At 58.4% G+C, this 19,403-nt stretch carries 13 protein-coding genes and 1 pseudogene; 5 read left to right on the top strand and 9 right to left on the bottom strand.

What is annotated here, in order from left to right; genetic code table 11:
• Positions 1 to 84: 84 nt before the first annotated feature.
• A complete protein-coding gene (locus ACQR3R_RS08045; RefSeq protein WP_428271471.1) occupies positions 85 to 585 on the top strand; it encodes an MgtC/SapB family protein in 501 nt (166 codons plus the stop codon).
• A 1-nt stretch (position 586) separates the two neighbouring features.
• On the opposite strand, the gene ACQR3R_RS08040 is transcribed toward ACQR3R_RS08045, so the two are convergent.
• Entirely contained in the window at positions 587 to 754 is a 168-nt protein-coding gene (locus ACQR3R_RS08040) for a hypothetical protein (RefSeq protein WP_428271470.1), read from the bottom strand.
• Positions 755 to 970: 216 nt separating this feature from the next.
• On the opposite strand from ACQR3R_RS08040, the gene ACQR3R_RS08035 reads away from it, so the two are divergent.
• From ACQR3R_RS08035 to glgB, 4 genes and pseudogenes are all read left to right on the top strand, one after another.
• Positions 971 to 2,968 (top strand): maltotransferase domain-containing protein, encoded by a 1,998-nt coding sequence (locus ACQR3R_RS08035; RefSeq protein WP_428271469.1) that lies wholly within the window; start codon positions 971 to 973, stop codon positions 2,966 to 2,968.
• Between the two features lie 100 nt (positions 2,969 to 3,068).
• Positions 3,069 to 4,757 (top strand): annotated as a pseudogene (gene treS, locus ACQR3R_RS08030) (maltose alpha-D-glucosyltransferase); the annotation flags it as partial.
• 15 nt (positions 4,758 to 4,772) lie between these two features.
• On the top strand, positions 4,773 to 6,410 hold the full coding sequence (locus tag ACQR3R_RS08025) for a putative maltokinase (protein ID WP_428272603.1): 1,638 nt from the start codon (positions 4,773 to 4,775) through the stop codon (positions 6,408 to 6,410).
• A gap of 2 nt (positions 6,411 to 6,412) precedes the next feature.
• Positions 6,413 to 8,644, top strand: coding sequence for a 1,4-alpha-glucan branching protein GlgB (glgB, locus tag ACQR3R_RS08020; protein ID WP_428271468.1), 2,232 nt, complete (start codon positions 6,413 to 6,415; stop codon positions 8,642 to 8,644).
• A 295-nt stretch (positions 8,645 to 8,939) separates the two neighbouring features.
• Here glgB and ACQR3R_RS08015 read toward each other — a convergent pair whose 3' ends face one another.
• From ACQR3R_RS08015 to glgX, 8 genes are all read right to left on the bottom strand, one after another.
• On the bottom strand, positions 8,940 to 9,995 hold the full coding sequence (locus ACQR3R_RS08015) for an autotransporter outer membrane beta-barrel domain-containing protein (RefSeq protein ID WP_428271467.1): 1,056 nt from the start codon (positions 9,993 to 9,995) through the stop codon (positions 8,940 to 8,942).
• A gap of 245 nt (positions 9,996 to 10,240) precedes the next feature.
• Positions 10,241 to 12,745, bottom strand: coding sequence for an autotransporter outer membrane beta-barrel domain-containing protein (locus tag ACQR3R_RS08010; RefSeq protein WP_428271465.1), 2,505 nt, complete (start codon positions 12,743 to 12,745; stop codon positions 10,241 to 10,243).
• Between the two features lie 220 nt (positions 12,746 to 12,965).
• Positions 12,966 to 13,766 carry an endonuclease/exonuclease/phosphatase family protein gene (locus ACQR3R_RS08005; RefSeq protein WP_428271464.1) on the bottom strand — a complete coding sequence of 267 codons (801 nt, stop codon included), beginning with the start codon at positions 13,764 to 13,766 and terminating at the stop codon, positions 12,966 to 12,968.
• A gap of 117 nt (positions 13,767 to 13,883) precedes the next feature.
• Complete coding sequence (locus tag ACQR3R_RS08000) at positions 13,884 to 14,642, bottom strand: PIG-L family deacetylase (RefSeq protein ID WP_428271463.1); 759 nt, start codon at positions 14,640 to 14,642, stop codon at positions 13,884 to 13,886.
• Positions 14,643 to 14,811: 169 nt separating this feature from the next.
• Positions 14,812 to 15,411, bottom strand: coding sequence for an SAM-dependent methyltransferase (locus tag ACQR3R_RS07995; protein WP_428271462.1), 600 nt, complete (start codon positions 15,409 to 15,411; stop codon positions 14,812 to 14,814).
• The gene (locus tag ACQR3R_RS07990; protein WP_428271461.1) at positions 15,408 to 16,166 is read right to left on the bottom strand and encodes a PIG-L family deacetylase; all 759 of its coding nucleotides are present in this window, start codon (positions 16,164 to 16,166) and stop codon (positions 15,408 to 15,410) included. Before ACQR3R_RS07990 ends, ACQR3R_RS07995 begins: the two co-directional genes overlap by 4 nt.
• Positions 16,163 to 17,161, bottom strand: coding sequence for an acyl-CoA dehydrogenase (locus ACQR3R_RS07985; protein ID WP_428271460.1), 999 nt, complete (start codon positions 17,159 to 17,161; stop codon positions 16,163 to 16,165). Before ACQR3R_RS07985 ends, ACQR3R_RS07990 begins: the two co-directional genes overlap by 4 nt.
• Positions 17,154 to 19,313: a glycogen debranching protein GlgX gene (gene glgX / locus ACQR3R_RS07980; protein WP_428271459.1), complete on the bottom strand. Its 2,160-nt coding sequence runs from the start codon at positions 19,311 to 19,313 to the stop codon at positions 17,154 to 17,156. Before glgX ends, ACQR3R_RS07985 begins: the two co-directional genes overlap by 8 nt.
• Positions 19,314 to 19,403 lie beyond the last annotated feature (90 nt).

The following is a 19,403-nucleotide window of genomic DNA, read 5'->3' as shown; positions in this document are numbered from 1 at the left end:
CCACCGCTATCGTTCTGTGCAACCGATTAATGGTCGACGCGGTCCATGCTTCTGTCGATACCTAACAATCACAAGGATTGCACGATGAATGCGTGGTGGCATGAAGTCTGGGTAACCCTGCAGGCGGAATTCGCCGACATCGGGGACGCTGCACAACTGACACGTATAACCGTAAGACTGCTGATAGCGGCGATATTGGGCGGCATCCTCGGTTTTGAACGTGAACACAAGGGCAAGGCTGCCGGGGTGCGCACACACATGCTGGTGGCGCTGGGCGCTGCGCTGTTTGTGCTGGTGCCGCAGATGTCGGGTTCGCAGGCGGACGCCATGAGCCGTGTGGTGCAAGGGGTGATCGCCGGCATCGGATTTCTCGGCGCTGGCACCATTCTTAAAAACACCGGGGGCGACGAAGGCCATGTAAAAGGCCTGACCACTGCCGCCGGGTTGTGGATGACCGCCGCGATTGGGGTGGCGGCCGGTATGGGGCGTGAGTCAACCGCCGTGCTCAGCACACTGCTGGCACTGTTGGTGTTCAGTGTAATGCCGAGGATCGTGAAGATCCTCGACAAGGATCACACACCGTAAATCACAACGGTTTAACGATCACCGGCGGCATGGTGGTCGGTGGCTCTTCGCGCGGCGGCGGTGTGGTTCCCGGCGGTTCCTGCTCGGGAACCGGTTCAGGTTCGGACGGCGGAATTGTCGGGTTATCGATGTTGGGATCAGGCGTCTCAGCCGGGATTGGGATGGTCATCGGTCAAGCCTCCAGTGGTACATGGCGTAAGTCGTGCTTAAGTTTGTTGACCACCCTGCACAGGATTTGATTCCCCAGAGGTGCAGGTAAATGCCGGTGAACTTTTAGCGGCGCCTGCTGCTCGGAAACTAAGTGAATTTATTCCCGGGCCGCAGGCTTCGCGCGAATGACGGCCAAGTACTAGAGCGTCCATGGGGCGTAAAGGAAAGATGCTCGATGACTGCTGAAAAACCTTCAGAGCTTGATTACAACCCTCATATGCCGCTGTCGCAGGCATTGCTGCTACCGCGTATCGCGATTGAAGACACCATGCCGGTCCTGGATGGCGGGCAGTTTGCCGTCAAAGGCGTGGTTGGGCGGGATGTGGTGGTCACCAGCAAGGTGTTTGCCGATGGCCACGATAAATTGGCCGTCCGCGTGCGTTGGCGCATGGAAGGCGAAGAAACCTGGCGCAGCGAAGTCATGGGCGAGCTGGGGAATAACGGCTTCCAAGGCCAGTTTCGCGTAGAGCAGCAGGGCCGCTGCGTTTTTTGCGTCGAGGCCTGGATCGATCAATTCGCCAGTTTTTGCTATGAGCTGGAGAAGAAGCACACCGCTGGCGTACCCATCAGCCTTGAACTGCAGGAAGGGCGCACCCAGGTACAGCAAGCCGCAGAGCGTAGCGAGGGGCCACTCAGCGAAGCACTCGCAACGTTGCACCATGAGTTGTCCGGGCTGCTCGAAACCGAGCAGGTGGCGTTGTTTCTGCACCCCAATAGCGCCGACCTGATGACCCAGGCTGATCATCGGGCTTACCTGAGTATCAGCCCGCAATACCCATTGGACGTAGAGCGTGAGCTCGCGGAGTTCGCCAGTTGGTACGAGTTGTTTCCGCGCTCGATCACTGACGATCCTGCGCGTCACGGCACGTTCAATGACGTGCACTCGCGGCTGGCGATGATTCAGGACATGGGTTTCGATGTGTTGTATTTCCCACCGATTCATCCCATCGGCCGCAGCCACCGCAAGGGGCCGAACAACTCACTGACCGCAGGCCCCAACGATCCGGGCAGCCCCTACGCGATTGGCAGTGCCGAGGGCGGCCACGAGGCGATTCATTCAGAGCTGGGCACGCGTGAGGATTTCCGGCGGCTGGTGGCCGCAGCGGCGGACCATGGACTGGAAATAGCCCTCGATTTCGCTATTCAGTGTTCGCAGGATCACCCATGGCTGCAGCAGCATCCCGGCTGGTTCAACTGGCGCCCGGACGGCACGATCAAGTACGCCGAAAACCCGCCGAAGAAATACCAGGACATCGTTAACGTCGATTTCTACGCGGCCGATGCTATCCCGAGCCTGTGGGTGGAGTTGCGCGACATCGTGGTCGGATGGGTCGAGGAGGGCGTTAACATCTTTCGCGTCGACAACCCGCACACCAAACCGTTGCCGTTCTGGCAGTGGCTGATCGCCGATGTGCGAGCGCTGTACCCGCAGGTGATTTTCCTCGCCGAAGCCTTCACCACGCCCGCGATGATGGCGCGTCTGGGTAAGGTCGGTTATTCCCAGAGCTATACCTATTTCACCTGGCGCAATACCAAGTATGAACTCGCCACCTATTTCAGCGAGTTGAACGAGTCACCGTGGCGCGAATGCTTTCGCCCGAATTTTTTCGTCAACACCCCCGACATCAATCCTGCGTTCCTGCACGAATCCGGGCGCGCCGGGTTTTTGATTCGCGCAGCCCTGGCAACCATGGGCTCGGGCCTGTGGGGCATGTACTCAGGGTTCGAATTGTGCGAAGCGGCGCCGGTGCCGGGTAAAGAGGAATACCTCAACTCCGAGAAGTATGAAATTCGCCCCAGGGATTACACCGCGCCGGGCAACATCATCGCCGAAATCGCTCAGCTCAATCGCATTCGTCGGCAAAATCCGGCGCTGCACACGCATTTGGGTTTGAAGCTCTACAACGCCTGGAACGACAACATTCTGTACTTCGGCAAGCGCAGCGCCGATGGCAGCAACTTCATTCTGGTGGCCGTTAGCCTCGACCCGCATAACGTGCAAGAGGCGAATTTTGAATTGCCATTGTGGGAAATGGGCCTGCCCGATGACGCTCACACCCAAGGTGAAGACTTGATGAGCGGCCATCGCTGGACTTGGTATGGCAAGTATCAGTTCATGCGCATCGACCCGGCGCATCAGCCGTTCGGGATCTGGCGAATCACGACCTCTTGAGACACGAACGGACCTAAAGCTTCCTCTGGCGGCCTTCCCAGGCACGACGTGGGAAGGCCCTCGGCCAGGGCGGTTAACCCGATTTCAGCAGGAGTTTCAAATGGCGAAGAAACCCAAGGCAGCCACCTTCATCAAAGACCCGCTCTGGTACAAGGACGCGGTGATCTATCAAGTTCACGTTAAATCTTTTTTCGACTCCAATAATGACGGGATTGGCGACTTTCCCGGCCTGATCGCCAAACTCGATTACATCGCCGATCTGGGCGTCAACACCATTTGGCTGCTGCCGTTTTACCCGTCGCCGCGACGCGATGACGGTTACGACATTGCCGAGTACCGTGGCGTGCATGCCGATTACGGCACCATGGCCGACGCCAAACGGTTTATCTCAGAGGCGCACAAACGTGGCTTGCGGGTCATTACCGAGTTGGTCATCAACCACACTTCGGATCAGCACCCCTGGTTTCAGCGCGCACGCAAAGCCAAGCCAGGCTCTGCGGCACGGGACTTTTACGTTTGGTCCGATGACGATCAAAAATACGACGGCACGCGCATCATCTTTCTCGACACCGAAAAATCCAACTGGACCTGGGACCCGGTTGCCGGCCAGTACTTTTGGCACCGTTTTTACTCGCATCAGCCAGACCTGAATTTCGACAACCCTCAAGTCATGAAAGCCGTGCTGTCGGTGATGCGTTACTGGCTGGACATGGGCATTGATGGCTTGCGCCTGGACGCGATTCCGTACTTGATCGAGCGCGATGGCACCAACAATGAAAACCTGCCGGAGACACACAGTGTGCTCAAGCAGATCCGTGCCGAAATCGATGCCAATTACCCCGACCGCATGCTGTTGGCCGAGGCCAATCAATGGCCGGAAGACACGCAATTGTATTTCGGCGACACCGATGCCAAAGGCCTCAACGGTGACGAATGCCACATGGCGTTCCATTTTCCGTTGATGCCACGGATGTACATGGCACTGGCGCAGGAAGATCGTTTTCCGATCACCGACATTCTGCGCCAGACACCGGAGATACCCGCGAACTGCCAGTGGGCGATTTTCCTGCGCAACCATGATGAGCTGACGCTGGAAATGGTCACGGACAAGGAGCGCGACTATCTCTGGAACTACTACGCAGCGGACCGGCGGGCGCGGATCAACCTCGGCATTCGTCGCCGTCTTGCACCGTTGATGGAACGTGATCGCCGCCGCGTCGAACTGCTCAATAGCCTGCTGTTGTCGATGCCGGGAACGCCGACGATGTATTACGGCGACGAGATCGGCATGGGCGACAATATCTACCTCGGCGATCGCGACGGTGTGCGCACGCCGATGCAATGGTCCATCGACCGTAACGGTGGTTTTTCCCGTGCCGATCCGGCGAGCCTGGTATTGCCGCCGATCATGGACCCGCAATACGGTTACTTGTCGGTCAACGTTGAAACCCAGGCCGGCGACCCGCATTCGCTGCTGAACTGGACCCGGCGCATGCTCGCCGTGCGCAAGCAATCCAAGGCATTTGGGCGCGGAACCTTAAAAATGCTCTCGCCAAGCAACCGGCGGATTCTGGCCTACACTCGCGAATTCACCGGGGCGGATGGCAAACACGAAATCATTCTGTGCGTGGCCAACGTGTCGCGCAGTGCGCAAGCCGCCGAGTTGGACCTGTCGGCTTATGTCGGGATGGTGCCCGTGGAAATGCTCGGCGGTAACGCTTTTCCACCCATCGGCCAATTGAATTTCCTGCTGACACTGGCGCCGTATGGCTTCTATTGGTTCGTACTGGCAGCAGAAAACCAGATGCCGAGTTGGCACGTGGAACCTGCACAAAGCTTGCCCGATTTCACCACCCTGGTTCTGAAAAAACGCATGGAGGAACTCCTCGAAGCCCCGTCGCGAGGCGCGCTGGAGCAGGCTATTTTGCCGAACTGGCTGCAAAATCGTCGCTGGTTTGCGGGCAAGGACGCGGTCATCGAGCAGGTCAAAATTGCCTACGGCGTGCGCTTCGGTGACGCGCAGCATCCTGTATTGCTAAGCGAAATAGACGTCACCAGTGCCGGCCAAACCAGTCGCTATCAATTGCCGTTTGGCTTTATTTCTGAAGACCAGGTGAGTGCTGCGTTGCCGCAGCAATTGGCGCTGTCACGTGTACGGCGTGTGCGTCAGGTTGGTTTGATCACCGATGCATTCAGTCTGGAGACGTTTATCCGGGCCGTGCTGCAAGGCATGCAGAACAGTACGGTACTGTCTTGCGACGACGGCGAAATTCGTTTTGAACCGACCGCCGAGTTGGCAAAACTGGGTCTTGGCCCGGAGTCGGAAGTGCGCTACCTGTCTGCCGAGCAATCCAACAGTTCGGTCGTCGTCGGCAGCAGCATGGTGCTCAAACTGATCCGCAAGATCGCCTCGGGCGTGCACCCGGAACTGGAGATGAGCGCGTACCTGACACAAGCCAATTTCCGCAATATCTCACCGTTGCTCGGTTCGGTTATCCGTCGTGATTCCACAGGCGAAGATAATTTGTTGATGATCGCCCAAGGTTACCTGAGCAATCAGGGCGATGCGTGGGAATGGACGCAAAATAACCTGGAGCGTGCGCTGCGCGACGAACTCGCCGACGCCATGTCCGAGCAGGAACAACATTACAACGCGTTGGGTGAGCTGAAGGATTTTGCCGGCATGCTGGGCCAGCGCCTGGGTGAAATGCACGAAGTACTGGCCGCGCCGACCGACAATCCAGATTTTGCACCGCAAGTAACCACGCAAAAAGACGCATTGGCCTCGGCCAAGGATGTAGCCACGCAGGTGGAGCACGCACTGAAGTTGCTTAAACAGCATCAAAGTGAACTGAACCCGACGGATACGGCGCTGGTCAGTCATTTACTGGACAACAAAAAAGCCATCCTTGGCCATGTCCAGGCGCTGGGCAAAAAGGCCGCGGGCGGTTTGCGGATCCGGGTGCACGGCGATTTGCACTTGGGGCAGGTGCTGGTGATCAAGGGTGATGCTTACTTGATCGACTTTGAGGGCGAACCGGCACGCCCGCTGCATGAACGACGTGGCAAGCACAGTCCGTACAAAGATGTGAGTGGCGTATTGCGTTCTTTTGACTACGCTGCCGCGATGGCGATCAATGTGCATAACGTGGACAACAGCGTCGATGCGCGTGCTGCGCGCCAACGTGTCGCTGACCGTTACCTGAGTGAGGCGCGTCAGGCGTTTGTCGACGCTTATCGGCTGGCGGCAGCTAGTCTTGCTCATGCGTGGCAAGATCCGGAAGGCGAGGACGCAGCGCTGGCGTTGTTCGGTCTTGAGAAAGCGGCTTACGAGATCGCGTATGAGGCGGAAAACCGCCCGACCTGGTTGCCCGTGCCGTTGCATGGTTTATATGGATTATTAAGTGGGCTTAAACCCTTTTCCGAACTTGATGGAGAGTAGTCATGAGTTTCTCGAACAAGGAACAGGGTCACGCTGAAGAGGCATTATTGCCCGCATGGAAGGACATCGACGCACTGGTACGCGCCGAACATCCCGACCCTTTTGCAATACTCGGCCCGCATGGCGATGACGCCGGTGGCCAATACATTCGCGCTTACTTGCCGGACGCGTTGAGCGTACAGGTCATTGCCAAAGATTCCGGGGAGGAGCTTGGCAACCTTGAAGCCACACAAACCCCCGGGCTTTTTGTTGGCCACTTCGACCGCGCGCAGCCTTATCTGCTGAGAACCCGTTGGGCCGGTGGCGAGCAAACCAGTGAAGATCCTTACAGCTTCGGCCCGTTACTTGGCGAGATGGACTTGTACCTGTTCGCTGAAGGTAATCACCGTGATCTCAGCAGTTGCCTGGGTGCACAGCTGACAAGCGTCGATGGCATCGACGGGGTGCGGTTCGCCGTTTGGGCGCCGAACGCGAAACGGGTTTCAGTGGTGGGTGATTTCAACAACTGGGACGGTCGTCGGCATCCGATGCGGCTGCGCCATCCGAGCGGTGTCTGGGAGCTGTTCATTCCGCGCCTGCAGGCAGGTGAGACCTACAAATACGAAATTCTGGGCGCTCACGGGATTTTGCCGCTGAAGGCTGACCCGATGGCGCTGGCTACTACCTTGCCACCGGATACCGCTTCGAAAGTGGCTTCCCCGCTACGCATTGATTGGCAGGACCACGAATGGATGCAGTCGCGCGGTGAACGCCAGCGCTCAACCGCGCCGCTGTCGATTTACGAGTTGCACGCCGGCTCCTGGCAATGCGAGCTGGATGATTTGGGCGAAGTCGCTCGCCAATACACGTGGCACGAGTTGGGCGAGCGCCTGATTCCGTATGTCAAGGAGCTGGGTTTCACCCACATCGAACTGATGCCGATCATGGAGCACCCGTTTGGTGGTTCTTGGGGTTATCAGTTGCTCTCGCAATTTGCACCCAGTGCCCGTTACGGTTCGCCGGATGACTTCGCAGCGTTCGTCAATGCCTGTCACCAGGCGGATATCGGGGTGATTCTCGATTGGGTACCGGCGCATTTCCCAACCGATACCCATGGTTTGGCGCAGTTCGACGGCACCGCGCTGTACGAGTATGCCAACCCGCTGGAAGGTTTCCATCAGGACTGGGACACGCTGATCTATAACCTCGGTCGCACCGAAGTCCACGGTTACATGCTGGCTTCGGCGCTGCATTGGCTTAAACATTTCCATGTCGATGGGCTGCGCGTTGATGCGGTGGCATCGATGCTGTATCGCGATTACTCGCGCAAGGCTGGCGAATGGGTACCCAACCGTCATGGCGGTCGCGAGAACCTCGAAGCGATCGACTTCCTGCGGCACCTCAATGACGTGGTCGCCCTGGAAGCGCCGGGCGCGCTGGTGATCGCCGAGGAATCCACCGCGTGGCCGGGCGTCAGCCAGAGCACGCAACAAGGTGGCCTGGGCTTCAACTACAAGTGGAACATGGGCTGGATGCACGATTCGCTGCATTACATCCAACAGGATCCGGTGTACCGCGCGCATCACCACAACGAACTCAGTTTTGGCCTGGTGTACGCCTGGTCCGAGCGTTTCATCCTGCCGATTTCTCACGATGAAGTGGTGCACGGCAAGCATTCGTTGATCGACAAGATGCCCGGCGACCGTTGGCAGAAGTTCGCCAACCTGCGGGCGTACCTGAGCTTCATGTGGGCGCACCCAGGCAAAAAACTATTGTTCATGGGCTGCGAATTCGGCCAATGGCGCGAGTGGAATCACGACCAGCAACTTGACTGGTACCTGCTGCAATACCCGGAACACAAGGGCGTACAGAAACTGGTCGGCGACCTCAATCGGCTGTACCGCGAAGAGCCGGCGATGCACGAGCAGGATGACGCCCCTCAAGGGTTCCAGTGGCTGATCGGCGATGATGCGATCAACAGTGTTTACGCGTTCCTGCGCTGGAGCAAGGATGGCCGGCCTGCGCTGGTGGTGGCCAACTTCACGCCGGTGCCGCGCCAGTCTTATCGCATTGGTGTGCCATTTGGCGGGCGCTGGACCGAGGTGATCAACAGCGATGCGGCGACGTATGCCGGTTCGAATTACGGCAACAGTGGCGGGGCGTTTACCGAGGATGAACCCAGCCATGGTCAACCGCTGTCGCTGGTGCTGAACCTGCCGCCGTTGGCAGTGTTGATCCTGCGACCTGAAGGCTGATCTGACACCTGTAATGGGCCTGGCTTGCCAGCGATGGCGCCTTCGGAATCGTCATCACCGGCAAGCCGGTTTCCTACAGGTCATGCGTAAACGCCATCAATTTCGGCATGCACCGCCTAAGGTTTGTGTTGAGGTGATCAACTCCGGTCTTCGCCGCCGATCCGTAGGAGTCTGGCTTGCCAGCGATGGCGTCTTCGGAATCGTCATCACCGGCAAGCCGGTTTCCTACAGGTCCTGCGTAAACGCCATTGATTTGGGCCGACCACCCACAAAAGCGATTTGTCCTGATTCGGCTTCACCAGCGCATCCGCACACCCAAACTGCCGATCAACCCGTTCAAATCATTGTCATCGACGTCGCTGCTGTAATCGGCGCTCACGTACAGGCTGACTGCCGGTGTGACCCTGGCAACCAATCCCAAACCCAACTCGACCGTCGATGAATTACGACCGCTGCTGATTTTGTCGACTTGGTCCAGGGTCACGGTGCTGCCGGTATAGACGGTATGCCATAAATTGGTTCGCACGTAAGGTTCAACCGGCAGGCCATTGAGGTCGTAACTGCCTTTGAGTCGCGCGCCAACGCGACCGCTCCACGACGTCAGGTCGGTGGACGAAGCATTGCCGGAACCGGCGTAGGGCGTATCCAGGGTAATGCGCTGATTGATCAGTTGCGCCTGCGGCTCGACCACCCAGTTTTCACCCAGGCCGATCAGGAAACCGCCTTCGACCGACAACGTCATCGCGCTGCCCTCGGTCGCTTGCCGAACGCCTTGGTCATTACGGCTGAAACCGTTGACTCTTCCGCCACTGGCCGTCAAGTCCACATGCCAGCCTTGCGCACCGGTCAGGCTCCAATAGGCGCCCAGGCTTTCGCCTTGCAGGTTGAGCGTGTCGGTATTGGGATCGGTGAAGGCCGGGCTGGTTATCGCGCCATTGCTATTGACCTGGAACTGGCTGATGCCGCCGATCAAGCCCAGGCGCTGGGTGTGGCCACTGTCACTTTGCAGGGTGAGCAGCGCGGGGCCTTTGACCCCCGTGATACTGGATGCCGTCGAATCCAGTGCCAGGTAATCGGTTTGAGCCTGCCCATACACCTGATCCCACGCAGAGGGCGCTGCCGCTTCGACGGTCAGGCTTGAGCTTCGCACATCAGGGGCCGGGCTGAAGTAGCCGGAGTAGCGCGTGGCTGCAATGGGCAAGGTGAGCGTCGGTACCTCTTGACGGTACCAGGGAGACGTTTGCTCTTCGGCAGGTGAAGCTTGTAGCTCCATGGATGAGCACAGCAGGAGTGAGCTGGAAACGGTGCAGAAGGTGACTTTGATCTCTTGTTGGGTGAGTGAGGTTTTCATGGGGGTCTGCCTTGCAATCGCATGCGTTATCTCGCTTTGGCGTCTCTCCTACCCCGAATGAGGGGCGACCGAATGGGTAAGGGCAAGCCACTGGCCCTCCCGTTTTAGCGGGTGTCCAGAGGCTTGTCCCTGATGAAATTTCCGGGGGTAGTAAGGTCTAGCTAAGAAGACAGCTGCTTGTGCGTCAAGAAAATGGCCGATAAATGGTCGGTGTATTTCAGGCGCTCCAAGTGACTGATTTAAAGCTACCAGCTGATTCTTATGCCGGCGTTCGCGGCCAGCCCGCGCATTTGATTACTGTCCAGATTACTGCTGTAGTCAATGCCTCCATACACGCTTACGTCAGAGGCCAAGCTGAGTATCACGCCTGCGCCGACGTCAGCCGAGGTGGCTTTCTGCTGGGTTTTGATCGGGTCGGTCCCGTCGAATGTCACCGTGTCATTGCCCGACAACGTATGCCAAAGGTTGGCCCGCAGATAAGGTTCCAATGGACGACCGCTGACCTCATAACGTCCTTTCAGGCGTGCGCCGAGTCGACCGGTCCAGGCACCGTCGGAATCAAACGAAACCCGCGAGACGCCATCGTTCTGGCTGTCGAGGGAGACTTTCTGATGAATCACTTGTGCCTGGGGTTCGATCACCCAGTTGCCCTGCAGCGCAATCGGATAGCCGACCTCGGCCGAGGCGGTGATGGCATGACCGCGATTGTTGATCTTCAGGCCTCGATCGGAGTGGCTGTCGCCATCCAGTCGAGTGCCCATCAGCACGGTATCCACGTACCAGCCTGTAGGATCGATGAGCGTCCAGTACAGGCCAAAACTGTCACCTTCAAGGTCCAGGTTGCCGGCACTACGGCTTTGAAAGCCCTCGTTGAAGCCATCGACGTCACCTTGGAGGCGCGTATGGCCCACGAAAAAACCGGTGCGCTGGGTTTGTCCACCTGAGGTTTGCGAGCTGTAGAGATCGTTGCCGACCTGAAACCCGGTGAGTGAACCATCCAGTCTCGGCGTCACGGTGCCGGCCCATGTCTGATCGAAATTTTTACCGTAGACACGGCCCCATCCGGCGCCGAAGGTTCCGGTTTCGGTGAGCAGGCGTTGATCGCCTTGGCGGTCATGAAAGGTACCCAGCGCGGCCAGGGTCATTTGCGCAACGGCGGGCGGTAGCACAGACCAGACCGGCACTTCGGGGCGATACAGCGGGATGGGTGCAGCGCCAGCGACGGCGGCGGGCAATGTGGGTGTTCCCAGGGCCGCCACCGGCACCGGAATGTCGGCCGCAAGAGGTGCGACAACGGCCGAGCGCAGGTACCAACTGTTGGCGGTGCCATCGGTTACGCCACCTTTGAACAAGTAGTAACTGTAGGCGCCTGCCGATACCGGGGCTTTCAGGGAGAAGGCGCCGTTATCGCTGACAGCGCTGCCTTGTGCCTGCACCACCTGAATGCCGTTTTGCAGCGTCAGGCCACCCGCGCCGCCGACATTGGCGACGCTGATCTGGGTACTGCCGGTCAGGGTGCCGTCGGTGACCACCAGTTTGTCGCTGGGGGAGTTGTCAACGCCGAGCGCACTTTGCAGCAGCAGTTGACCATTGCTGCCTGCATAGTTGCCCTGCACCGTTAACGTGTCGTTAGTGCGGGAATTTCCACTGGTCAGATCGATCGTGCCGGCGTTGTTCAGGGTCACTAATTGGCCTGCTGTGAATGGCGTGATGCTGCCTTGGGCAGACGTCAGCGTGCTCGTGCCATCGACATTGAACACCCCGGTGCCGGTTCCGCCGTCGCCCATGACGAATGGGCCATCAAGGTCGAAGCGTGAGTTATTGCTGAGGTTGACCGTTTCCCAGCCGGTGTACCGCGCCGCACCGGCCGATGTGGTGTTGTCGAAAATGAGCAGGTCGTTGCCATTGCCACCGTCGATTCGGGGCGTTTGCGAAAGAATGCTTTCATTCAGATTGGCCAGCGTCACAAGGTCATTGTCTTCGCCCATCAGGACGGCCGAATGAATGATGCCGCCGCCATCCCAAAGCAATGTGTCGTTGCCAGTGCTGGCGCGGACTTCGCCAAAAATTTCGCCGCCGGTGACGGTAATGCTGTCGTTGCCGCCACTGACGCTGATATTGCCGCCGATGGTGCCGCCGGACACGATGATGGTATCGGTGCCAAACCCAGTCACCAAGTTGCCGATAATGTCGCCGCCTGACATATCGAAAATATTATTATCGAGCTTCATGTCGACCCGGCCAATCTTACCGCCAGTCAGCTTGGCGACATCACCGTCCTCGAAGGCTCCTGTAATCGTGCCGCCCGTCATCAAAAAGGTGTCACGCCCATCGCCTTGTGCCAGCGACTGAATAGTACCGCCCGTCATCACGAAATCATCGATGCCATTGCCCTGGTTGACTGAACCGGTGATTGTGCCTGCGGTAATGCGAATGCGGTCGGCGCCGTCGCCCTGATCGACATTGCCGGCAATCGTGCCGGAGTTCATTTCGATCGCGTCGTTACCCGCGCCAAATGTGACATTACCGTTGATGCGTCCGGTGCCGTTGGTGGGAAAGGTCAGCGTGTTATTGCCGTTTGGGTCGGACAAGGTCCCACTGGTACCGCTGTCGCAGGTGAAACTGTCGTTGCCGGAAGTGGGGACTAGCGTACAACTGGCATAGCTGATCTGCGACCAGCCCAGACACAGCACGAATGAAACGGTCCAGGCCGTGTTACGTGACAGGGGCGACTCGTTCGGAAGCTTCATGCACTTCTCCGCTTGGTGAACGACACCGTGAGCTCCGCTCGTCATGAGTGAAGTGGCACAGGTATCTTCGGCAGCGCGATTGGCGAGACTTCAAAACTTCGTCAACGAGGCTACTGACTCGTAAATCCGCAAAAAAACACTTGCGGTCGCCACCACCGTATCAACAGTTTTACTGTGCAGCTACTGTCACAAATGACAGGTAGGCGCCAAGAATTGCGTTTCAGAGATGCACTTCCACCGCCAACGGCAAGTGGTCAGAAAGATGTGTCCAGGGTTTGTTGCCGAGGATTCGTGGCTCATGGCTGCTAGCGTTGCGCAGATAAATCCGGTCCAGGCGCAGCAGTGGAAAACGCGCCGGATAGGTTTTTGCAGGACTGCCATGATGGCGTTCGAACGCCTCATGCAGGTAGTCGCGACGGGCGAGGGTGGCATTCCCTTGGAGCTGCCAGTCATTAAAATCCCCTGCGATGATCACTGGCGCGTTTTCCGGCAATGACTCAAGCAACTGGCACAACAATTCAAGCTGCAATTGACGATGACTTTCGAGCAAGCTCAAGTGCACACATATTGCGTGAACTTCAGCGTGGCCGGGCACATCGAGCACGCAATGCAGCAATCCTCGACGCTCCGGCCCCGTGATCGAGACGTCTAGATTGCGGTATTCGCGAATCGGATATTTTGATAGCAATGCGTTGCCATGGTGACCATCCGGGTAGACCGCATTTCGGCCGTACGCAAAATCGCTCCACATGCTGTCGGCCAGGAATTCGTATTGAGAGGTCTGCGGCCAATTGTTGAGCCGTGAGGAATGTCGCTCATGCTCACCGACCACTTCTTGCAAAAACACCAGGTCGGCCGAGGTACTGCGTACCGCTTCACGCAGCTCCGGCAAGATGAATCGTCGGTTGAATGCGGTAAATCCCTTGTGGGTATTGACCGTCAACACCCTCAACCTGTGAATGGCCGGCGGAGTGTTCAGAGGCGAAGACTCGACGGCCTGCCGCGTAGATTCGCTGGTCACGTTCGCTCCTTTTATGAATCAGGCTTGCTTAAGCATGCGACTGATCCGCGAGCGTGCAGTTCCAGCAGGTTGCATTATTGCAGGGGGGCCACGGCAGCATACGTGGGTGCGAAGCGCTCAGACGAAGACGATTTCGTACGACAATCGCATGCGGTCCAACAACACTCGCGGCAGCAACGGGGCGAGGCCAATTGCAGGATCGCCATCGAGTTGGCTGGCGTAGGCATGGATGGCGTGGCTCTTGCGGGCGACGGTCCACGTGTCGAGACGTAGTTTACGTGCTCGATGCCATGGGATCAGCGTGGCTTCCCGGGTCGGCCAATGCCAGGCTGAAACAGCCACTTCGTTGAACGCGGCACCGACGTCGCCGGCCGCTTTGGCGCTGGCGCGACCCAACGCATTTTGATCGTCGTTACCGTCCTCGCGCCATGAACTGAACACCACATCGCCAGCGCGTAAATATCGCGTGATGAATTGGGTCAACTCCAATTCGCGCCGGGCCAAGGCATTCTCGGGAAAACCGCCGCGTATCCACTTCAAGCTGTGCATCGGCAGGCCGAGCCGACGCAAGGCTTCCTCGCTTTCCTGGGCGCGAAACACGCTAAGGCGTTTTTGTGACCATTGTTGAGACCCCGGATGACTGGCGCTGCCATCGGTAATCGAAATCAATTGCAGGGGATGGTTCAAACTGCTGAGCAGTTGCAACAAGCCTCCGCACATCACCACTTCATCGCCGGGATGCGCCGCAATCACGACCGCGCGAGCGTTGGCGCAAATCAGGGTTTCAGTATTGATGACAGGGATATTGTCGAGTTGCGGGGCGCTGTTCCAGATCTGGATGGGCGAATGGGCTTCGCTGATAGATACGGGCTTCATCGGGCGGACGTCCTTGTTTATGTTTATTGCAAACATGCAGCGCTCCACACCATGGATTGCCGCGGGCGTAGTATTGCTCAAGTAACGCTATTCGTCGCCCCGATGTTCGATCCGGTCCGTTTTTTTCATCTGGCGTGGTCAATAAACCGCAGGCCAATGCAGCATTCGTTCATCGCAAGCCTTCCAACGCAGCCACCGAACGCGGCTCGCGGCTCCAGATTTCCAGCAGGAAGTCAGCCTCCTGATGCAACACCAAACGCGGCAAATGCAGGTATTCATGCAGCATGTCGTGCACTTGCCTGGCGTTAAGCGGGCAACCTTCAATAGGAGGTCGCCAGTGACACGCCAGCAATTGGCCGTCAGCCGTCAGCGCTTGTGAAGCATTCTCGACAAGGTGTTTCAGGTCATCAGCGTCCAGGTAATAGCAGACCTCGCTGAGCACGATCAGGTCGAATTGTTCGCTCGGCCAATCCTGTGGCAAGCGGCTTTGACGCACTTCGGCGTGGTCGAACAGGCTCAGACGGGTGCGCGCCAGCGTGACGGCGGCTGCGGCAGTGTCGCAACACACCAGGCGATCGCAGCGAGTGGCCAGTTCTGCACTCAGCTCACCATTGGCGCACCCCGGCTCGAATATCGCCCGATAATGCGCCCGGGGCAGGGCGGCCAAGGTGATTGCACGCTTACGTTGCTCGTACCAGCGCTGACGAAACGCCCACGGATCATCATTGCCGGCAAACAAACCGTCAAAATAGCGATCCTCGACGCTCATATGAACACCACTTCGAAAGGTTGCAGCAGCCGATCAAGCACATAAGGCGCAAGCACCGGTGGCAGGCCAATGTGCGGGTCACCTTCCAGTTGGCTGGCGAAGGCATGAATGGCGTGTCGCTTGCGTGCCACCAGTTTTGGCGTCAACGCGATTTTTCGCGCCCGGTGCCAAGGCACGAAACTGTCTTCGGGGGTTGCCCAGTGCCAGGTCCAGACCGGCAACTCGTGCAGCACTGCGCCTACGCGTTCAGCCGCTTTGGCACTGGCGCGGCCGACGGCTTCATGGTCGCAATGCCCGTCTTCACGCCACGTGGTGAACACCACGTCATTGGGGCGCAGATGACGCTCGATGAATTCACACAGCGCGGTTTCCCGTGCCGCGACCTGACTGTCGGCGAAACCGCCGCGCAGCCATTTAAGGCTGTGCAACGGCATCCCCAATCTGCGTAAGGCTTCGACCGATTCTTGCGGGCGCACCGCACTCAAGCGTTCTACCGGCCAACGTCCGGAGCCCGGGTGACTGGCGCTGCCATCGGTCACTGAGATCAACTGCAATGGGCGACCGGCGTCGGCCAGCAACTGTAGGAAACCGCCACATCCGAGTACTTCGTCGTCCGGGTGCGGCGCGATGATTACCGCGCGGCTGCCTTCAGGTACCAACTCGAGAATATCAACGACGGGTAACTGCGCCAGATGACTGGAGGTTTGCCATAAATGCAGGGGCGTGCCCTGACCGATAATCGGATTGGGTTTCATAATGTCCACCGCTCGCTGACTGATTGTTGGCCGAGGGCGGCGAGGTCACGTTCGGCATGGCTTTGGCGCAGGAATACCGGCAGGTCGGCGATTAATCGAGCGAACTGGCGGTCCTTGCAATAAGGGCCGGCGCCAAGGGCGCGGCCGACGTGATGAATGACCTGTTCGCAGGCCTGTTCGACCACTGCGCGTGCGCGCCGGGCCAACAGCTCGGCATCGGCCTGCGGTTGTTCATCAATGACTCGGGCACTGTCGCGCAGGACCACGGCGGCCGCGTGCAATGCGCAGTCGACCGCACCCAAGTGGGCGAGGGCATGAGGTTCTTCACGGTGTGCACAGTGACTGCGCAGGCGTTCGGCAATACTCCGTGCGGCACCGTACCAACATGCCGCGATACCAATACCTCCTTGCCAAAAGCCTGGGCGTTGCAGATAAGCGCCAGGCTTGCCGACTGTCAGCGCTGCAGCGTCCTTGAATAAAACGTCGACACTGCCAGTGGCGCCCATGCCCACCGCTTGCCAGCCTTGGTCAGAAAAGGTGACACCCGGTTGTTGCAACGTCACCGCGACCAATTGCTGGCAACCCTCAGCATCCCAAGCCGTTAGCAACGCGTGGCTCAACACGTGTGCGCCGGAGCACCAGGCTTTACGCCCGTTCAAAACAGTAGTGGGGCCTTGAGCACTGACCTCAACCCGTGCTTGCGGCGGTTCGGCCGCCCACATACCCCACGTGCCACCCGGTAAGGGCGCAAAACCGACTTGCTGCATGATTGCCAGCGCATCGGTATGGCCTTCGTACAGTTTGCACAGTCCGAGGTCGTGCCCGCCAACCTCGGCCAGACGGCGGAAACGTTGCAGCGTCTGGCCACTGCCCGGTAGCGGGAGCTGATCCAGCCCCGCTTCGAGCAGTTGTCGCAAGCAGCGTCCTACCGTCTGCGTATCGACGTAGTCAGGCGCCGTACGCTGAAGAAACGCCTGGAGGTCCATTTCACTCATCTTCCTCATGTTGCAGTTCGAACAGCAGCAACGAACGGCCGGTCACCGAATATTCATGGCCGAACTCGAAGCGTTCCTGGCCACGGATCGATGGCTGATTGGTGTCGACCATGCACGTCCAGAAACCGCCATCCGGTACTTCCGGCAAGGTGAAATTGACAATGTCATGGTGCGCGTTGACCACCAGCAACAGCGTTGCGTCGCCGCCCTTGCGGCGAATACCGGTTTCCTGCGCCCGGCCATCGAGCAGCATGCCGAGGCACCGTCCATGCGCATCTTCCCACTGCTCGATGCTCATTTCGCTGCCGTCCGGGGCCAGCCAGGTCACGTCCTTGACGCCGATGTCCTCGTTGTAACTGCCAACCAGGAAGCGCCCGCGACGCAGGATCGGATAGGCCAGGCGCAACTTGATCAAACGCTTGACGAATTTGAGCAAGGCTTTGCCATCTTCACTCAAATCCCAATTGACCCAACCAATCTCACTGTCCTGGCAGTAGGCATTGTTATTACCGTCCTGGGTCCGCGCGAACTCGTCACCGGCCACCAGCATTGGTGTGCCTTGGGACAGCAGCAGCGTGGCGAAGAAGTTGCGCATTTGGCGCTGGCGCAGCGCATTGATTTCCGGGTCGTCAGTGGGGCCTTCAACGCCATGGTTCCAGGACAGGTTGTTGTTGCTGCCGTCCTGGTTGTTCTCGTCGTTAGCTTCGTTATGTTTGTCGTTGTACGACACCAGGTCATTAAGGGTGAAACCGTCATGCGCCGTGATGAAGTTGACGGATGAGTACGGGCGTCGACCCCGTTGGTTAAACATCTCACCGGAAGCGGTCATGCGGCTGGCAAAGTCTGCGAGTTGGCCGTCATCGCCTTTCCAGAAGGCGCGCACGGTGTCGCGGAACTTGTCGTTCCATTCGACCCAACCTGGCGGGAAGCCGCCCACCTGGTAACCGCCAGGACCGCAATCCCACGGTTCGGCGATCATTTTCACCTGGCGCAATACCGGGTCCTGACGGCAGGCCACGAGGAAACTGTGACGTTCGTCAAAGCCGTCGTGGTAACGCCCTAGAATGGTGGCGAGGTCAAAGCGGAAGCCATCCACGTGCATTTCCGTGGCCCAGTAGCGCAGCGAGTCGGTGACCATTTGCAGCACGCACGGGTGACTCAGGTCCAGCGTGTTGCCGGTGCCGGAATCGTTGATGTAAAAGCGCTTGTCATCGGGCATCAGGCGGTAATATGACGCGTTGTCGATACCGCGCATCGAGAGGGTGGGGCCTTGCTCGTTGCCCTCCGCGGTGTGGTTGTAGACCACGTCGAGAATCACCTCAAGGTTGGCTTCGTGCAGGTGCGCGACCATCTCTTTGAATTCAGCGATCTTGCCACTTGCCAGGTAACGCGGGTCTGGGGCAAAGAACGCAATACTGTTGTAGCCCCAGTAATTGGTCATGCCCTTGTGCAGCAAATGCTGGTCGTTGACGAAGGCATGAATCGGCAGTAATTCGACGCTCGACACGCCCAGTTTGCGGATGTGTTCCAGCACGTCATCGACCATCAATCCGGCGAAGGTGCCACGCACGTTTTCGGGGACGGAAGGGTGGCGCATGCTGATGCCGCGAACGTGGGTTTCATAAATGATGGTTTTGTCCCACGGCACGCTCACTCGATGATCGTGGCCCCAGGTGTGAGCCGGGTCGATCACTTTGCATTTGGGTACGAACGGTGCGCTGTCGCGTTCATCGAAGCTGAGGTCGGCATCGGCGTGCCCAATGGTGTAGCCGAACAATGCCTCGGACCATTTCAGTTCGCCCACCAATTGTTTGGCGTAGGGGTCGATCAGCAGCTTGTTGTGGTTGAAGCGATGACCATTGGCCGGGTCATAAGGGCCGTACACCCGATAACCGTAGATCAGCCCCGGGTGCGCATCGGGCAAATAGCCATGGTAGATCTCATCGGTGTATTCCGGTAATTCGATTCGTTCCAGCTCGACTTCGCCAGCATCATCGAAGATGCACAGTTCAACCTTGGTGGCGTTGGCGGAAAACAAGGCGAAGTTGACCCCCAGGCCGTCCCACGTCGCGCCCAGCGGGAAGGGCAGGCCTTCTCGAATTCTGGAGGCCTCGACATGAGACTCGGGCGCGGCTTTCTTTGGACTTGTCATAGATGCTCCTGCAAATGGGGGTGTTGGTTTTTCCAGGGCGAACGCGCCCTCTGTGGCGAGCGAACTCGCCACGAACTCAGTCAGGTCGAA

The sequence above is a fragment of the Gordonia sp. IEGM753 genome, assembly GCF_050321825.1.
Classification (GTDB): Bacteria; Pseudomonadota; Gammaproteobacteria; order Pseudomonadales; family Pseudomonadaceae; genus Aquipseudomonas.
The sequence above is the reverse complement of the archived record's forward strand: the minus strand, read 5'-3'. Positions and strand labels throughout refer to the sequence as shown.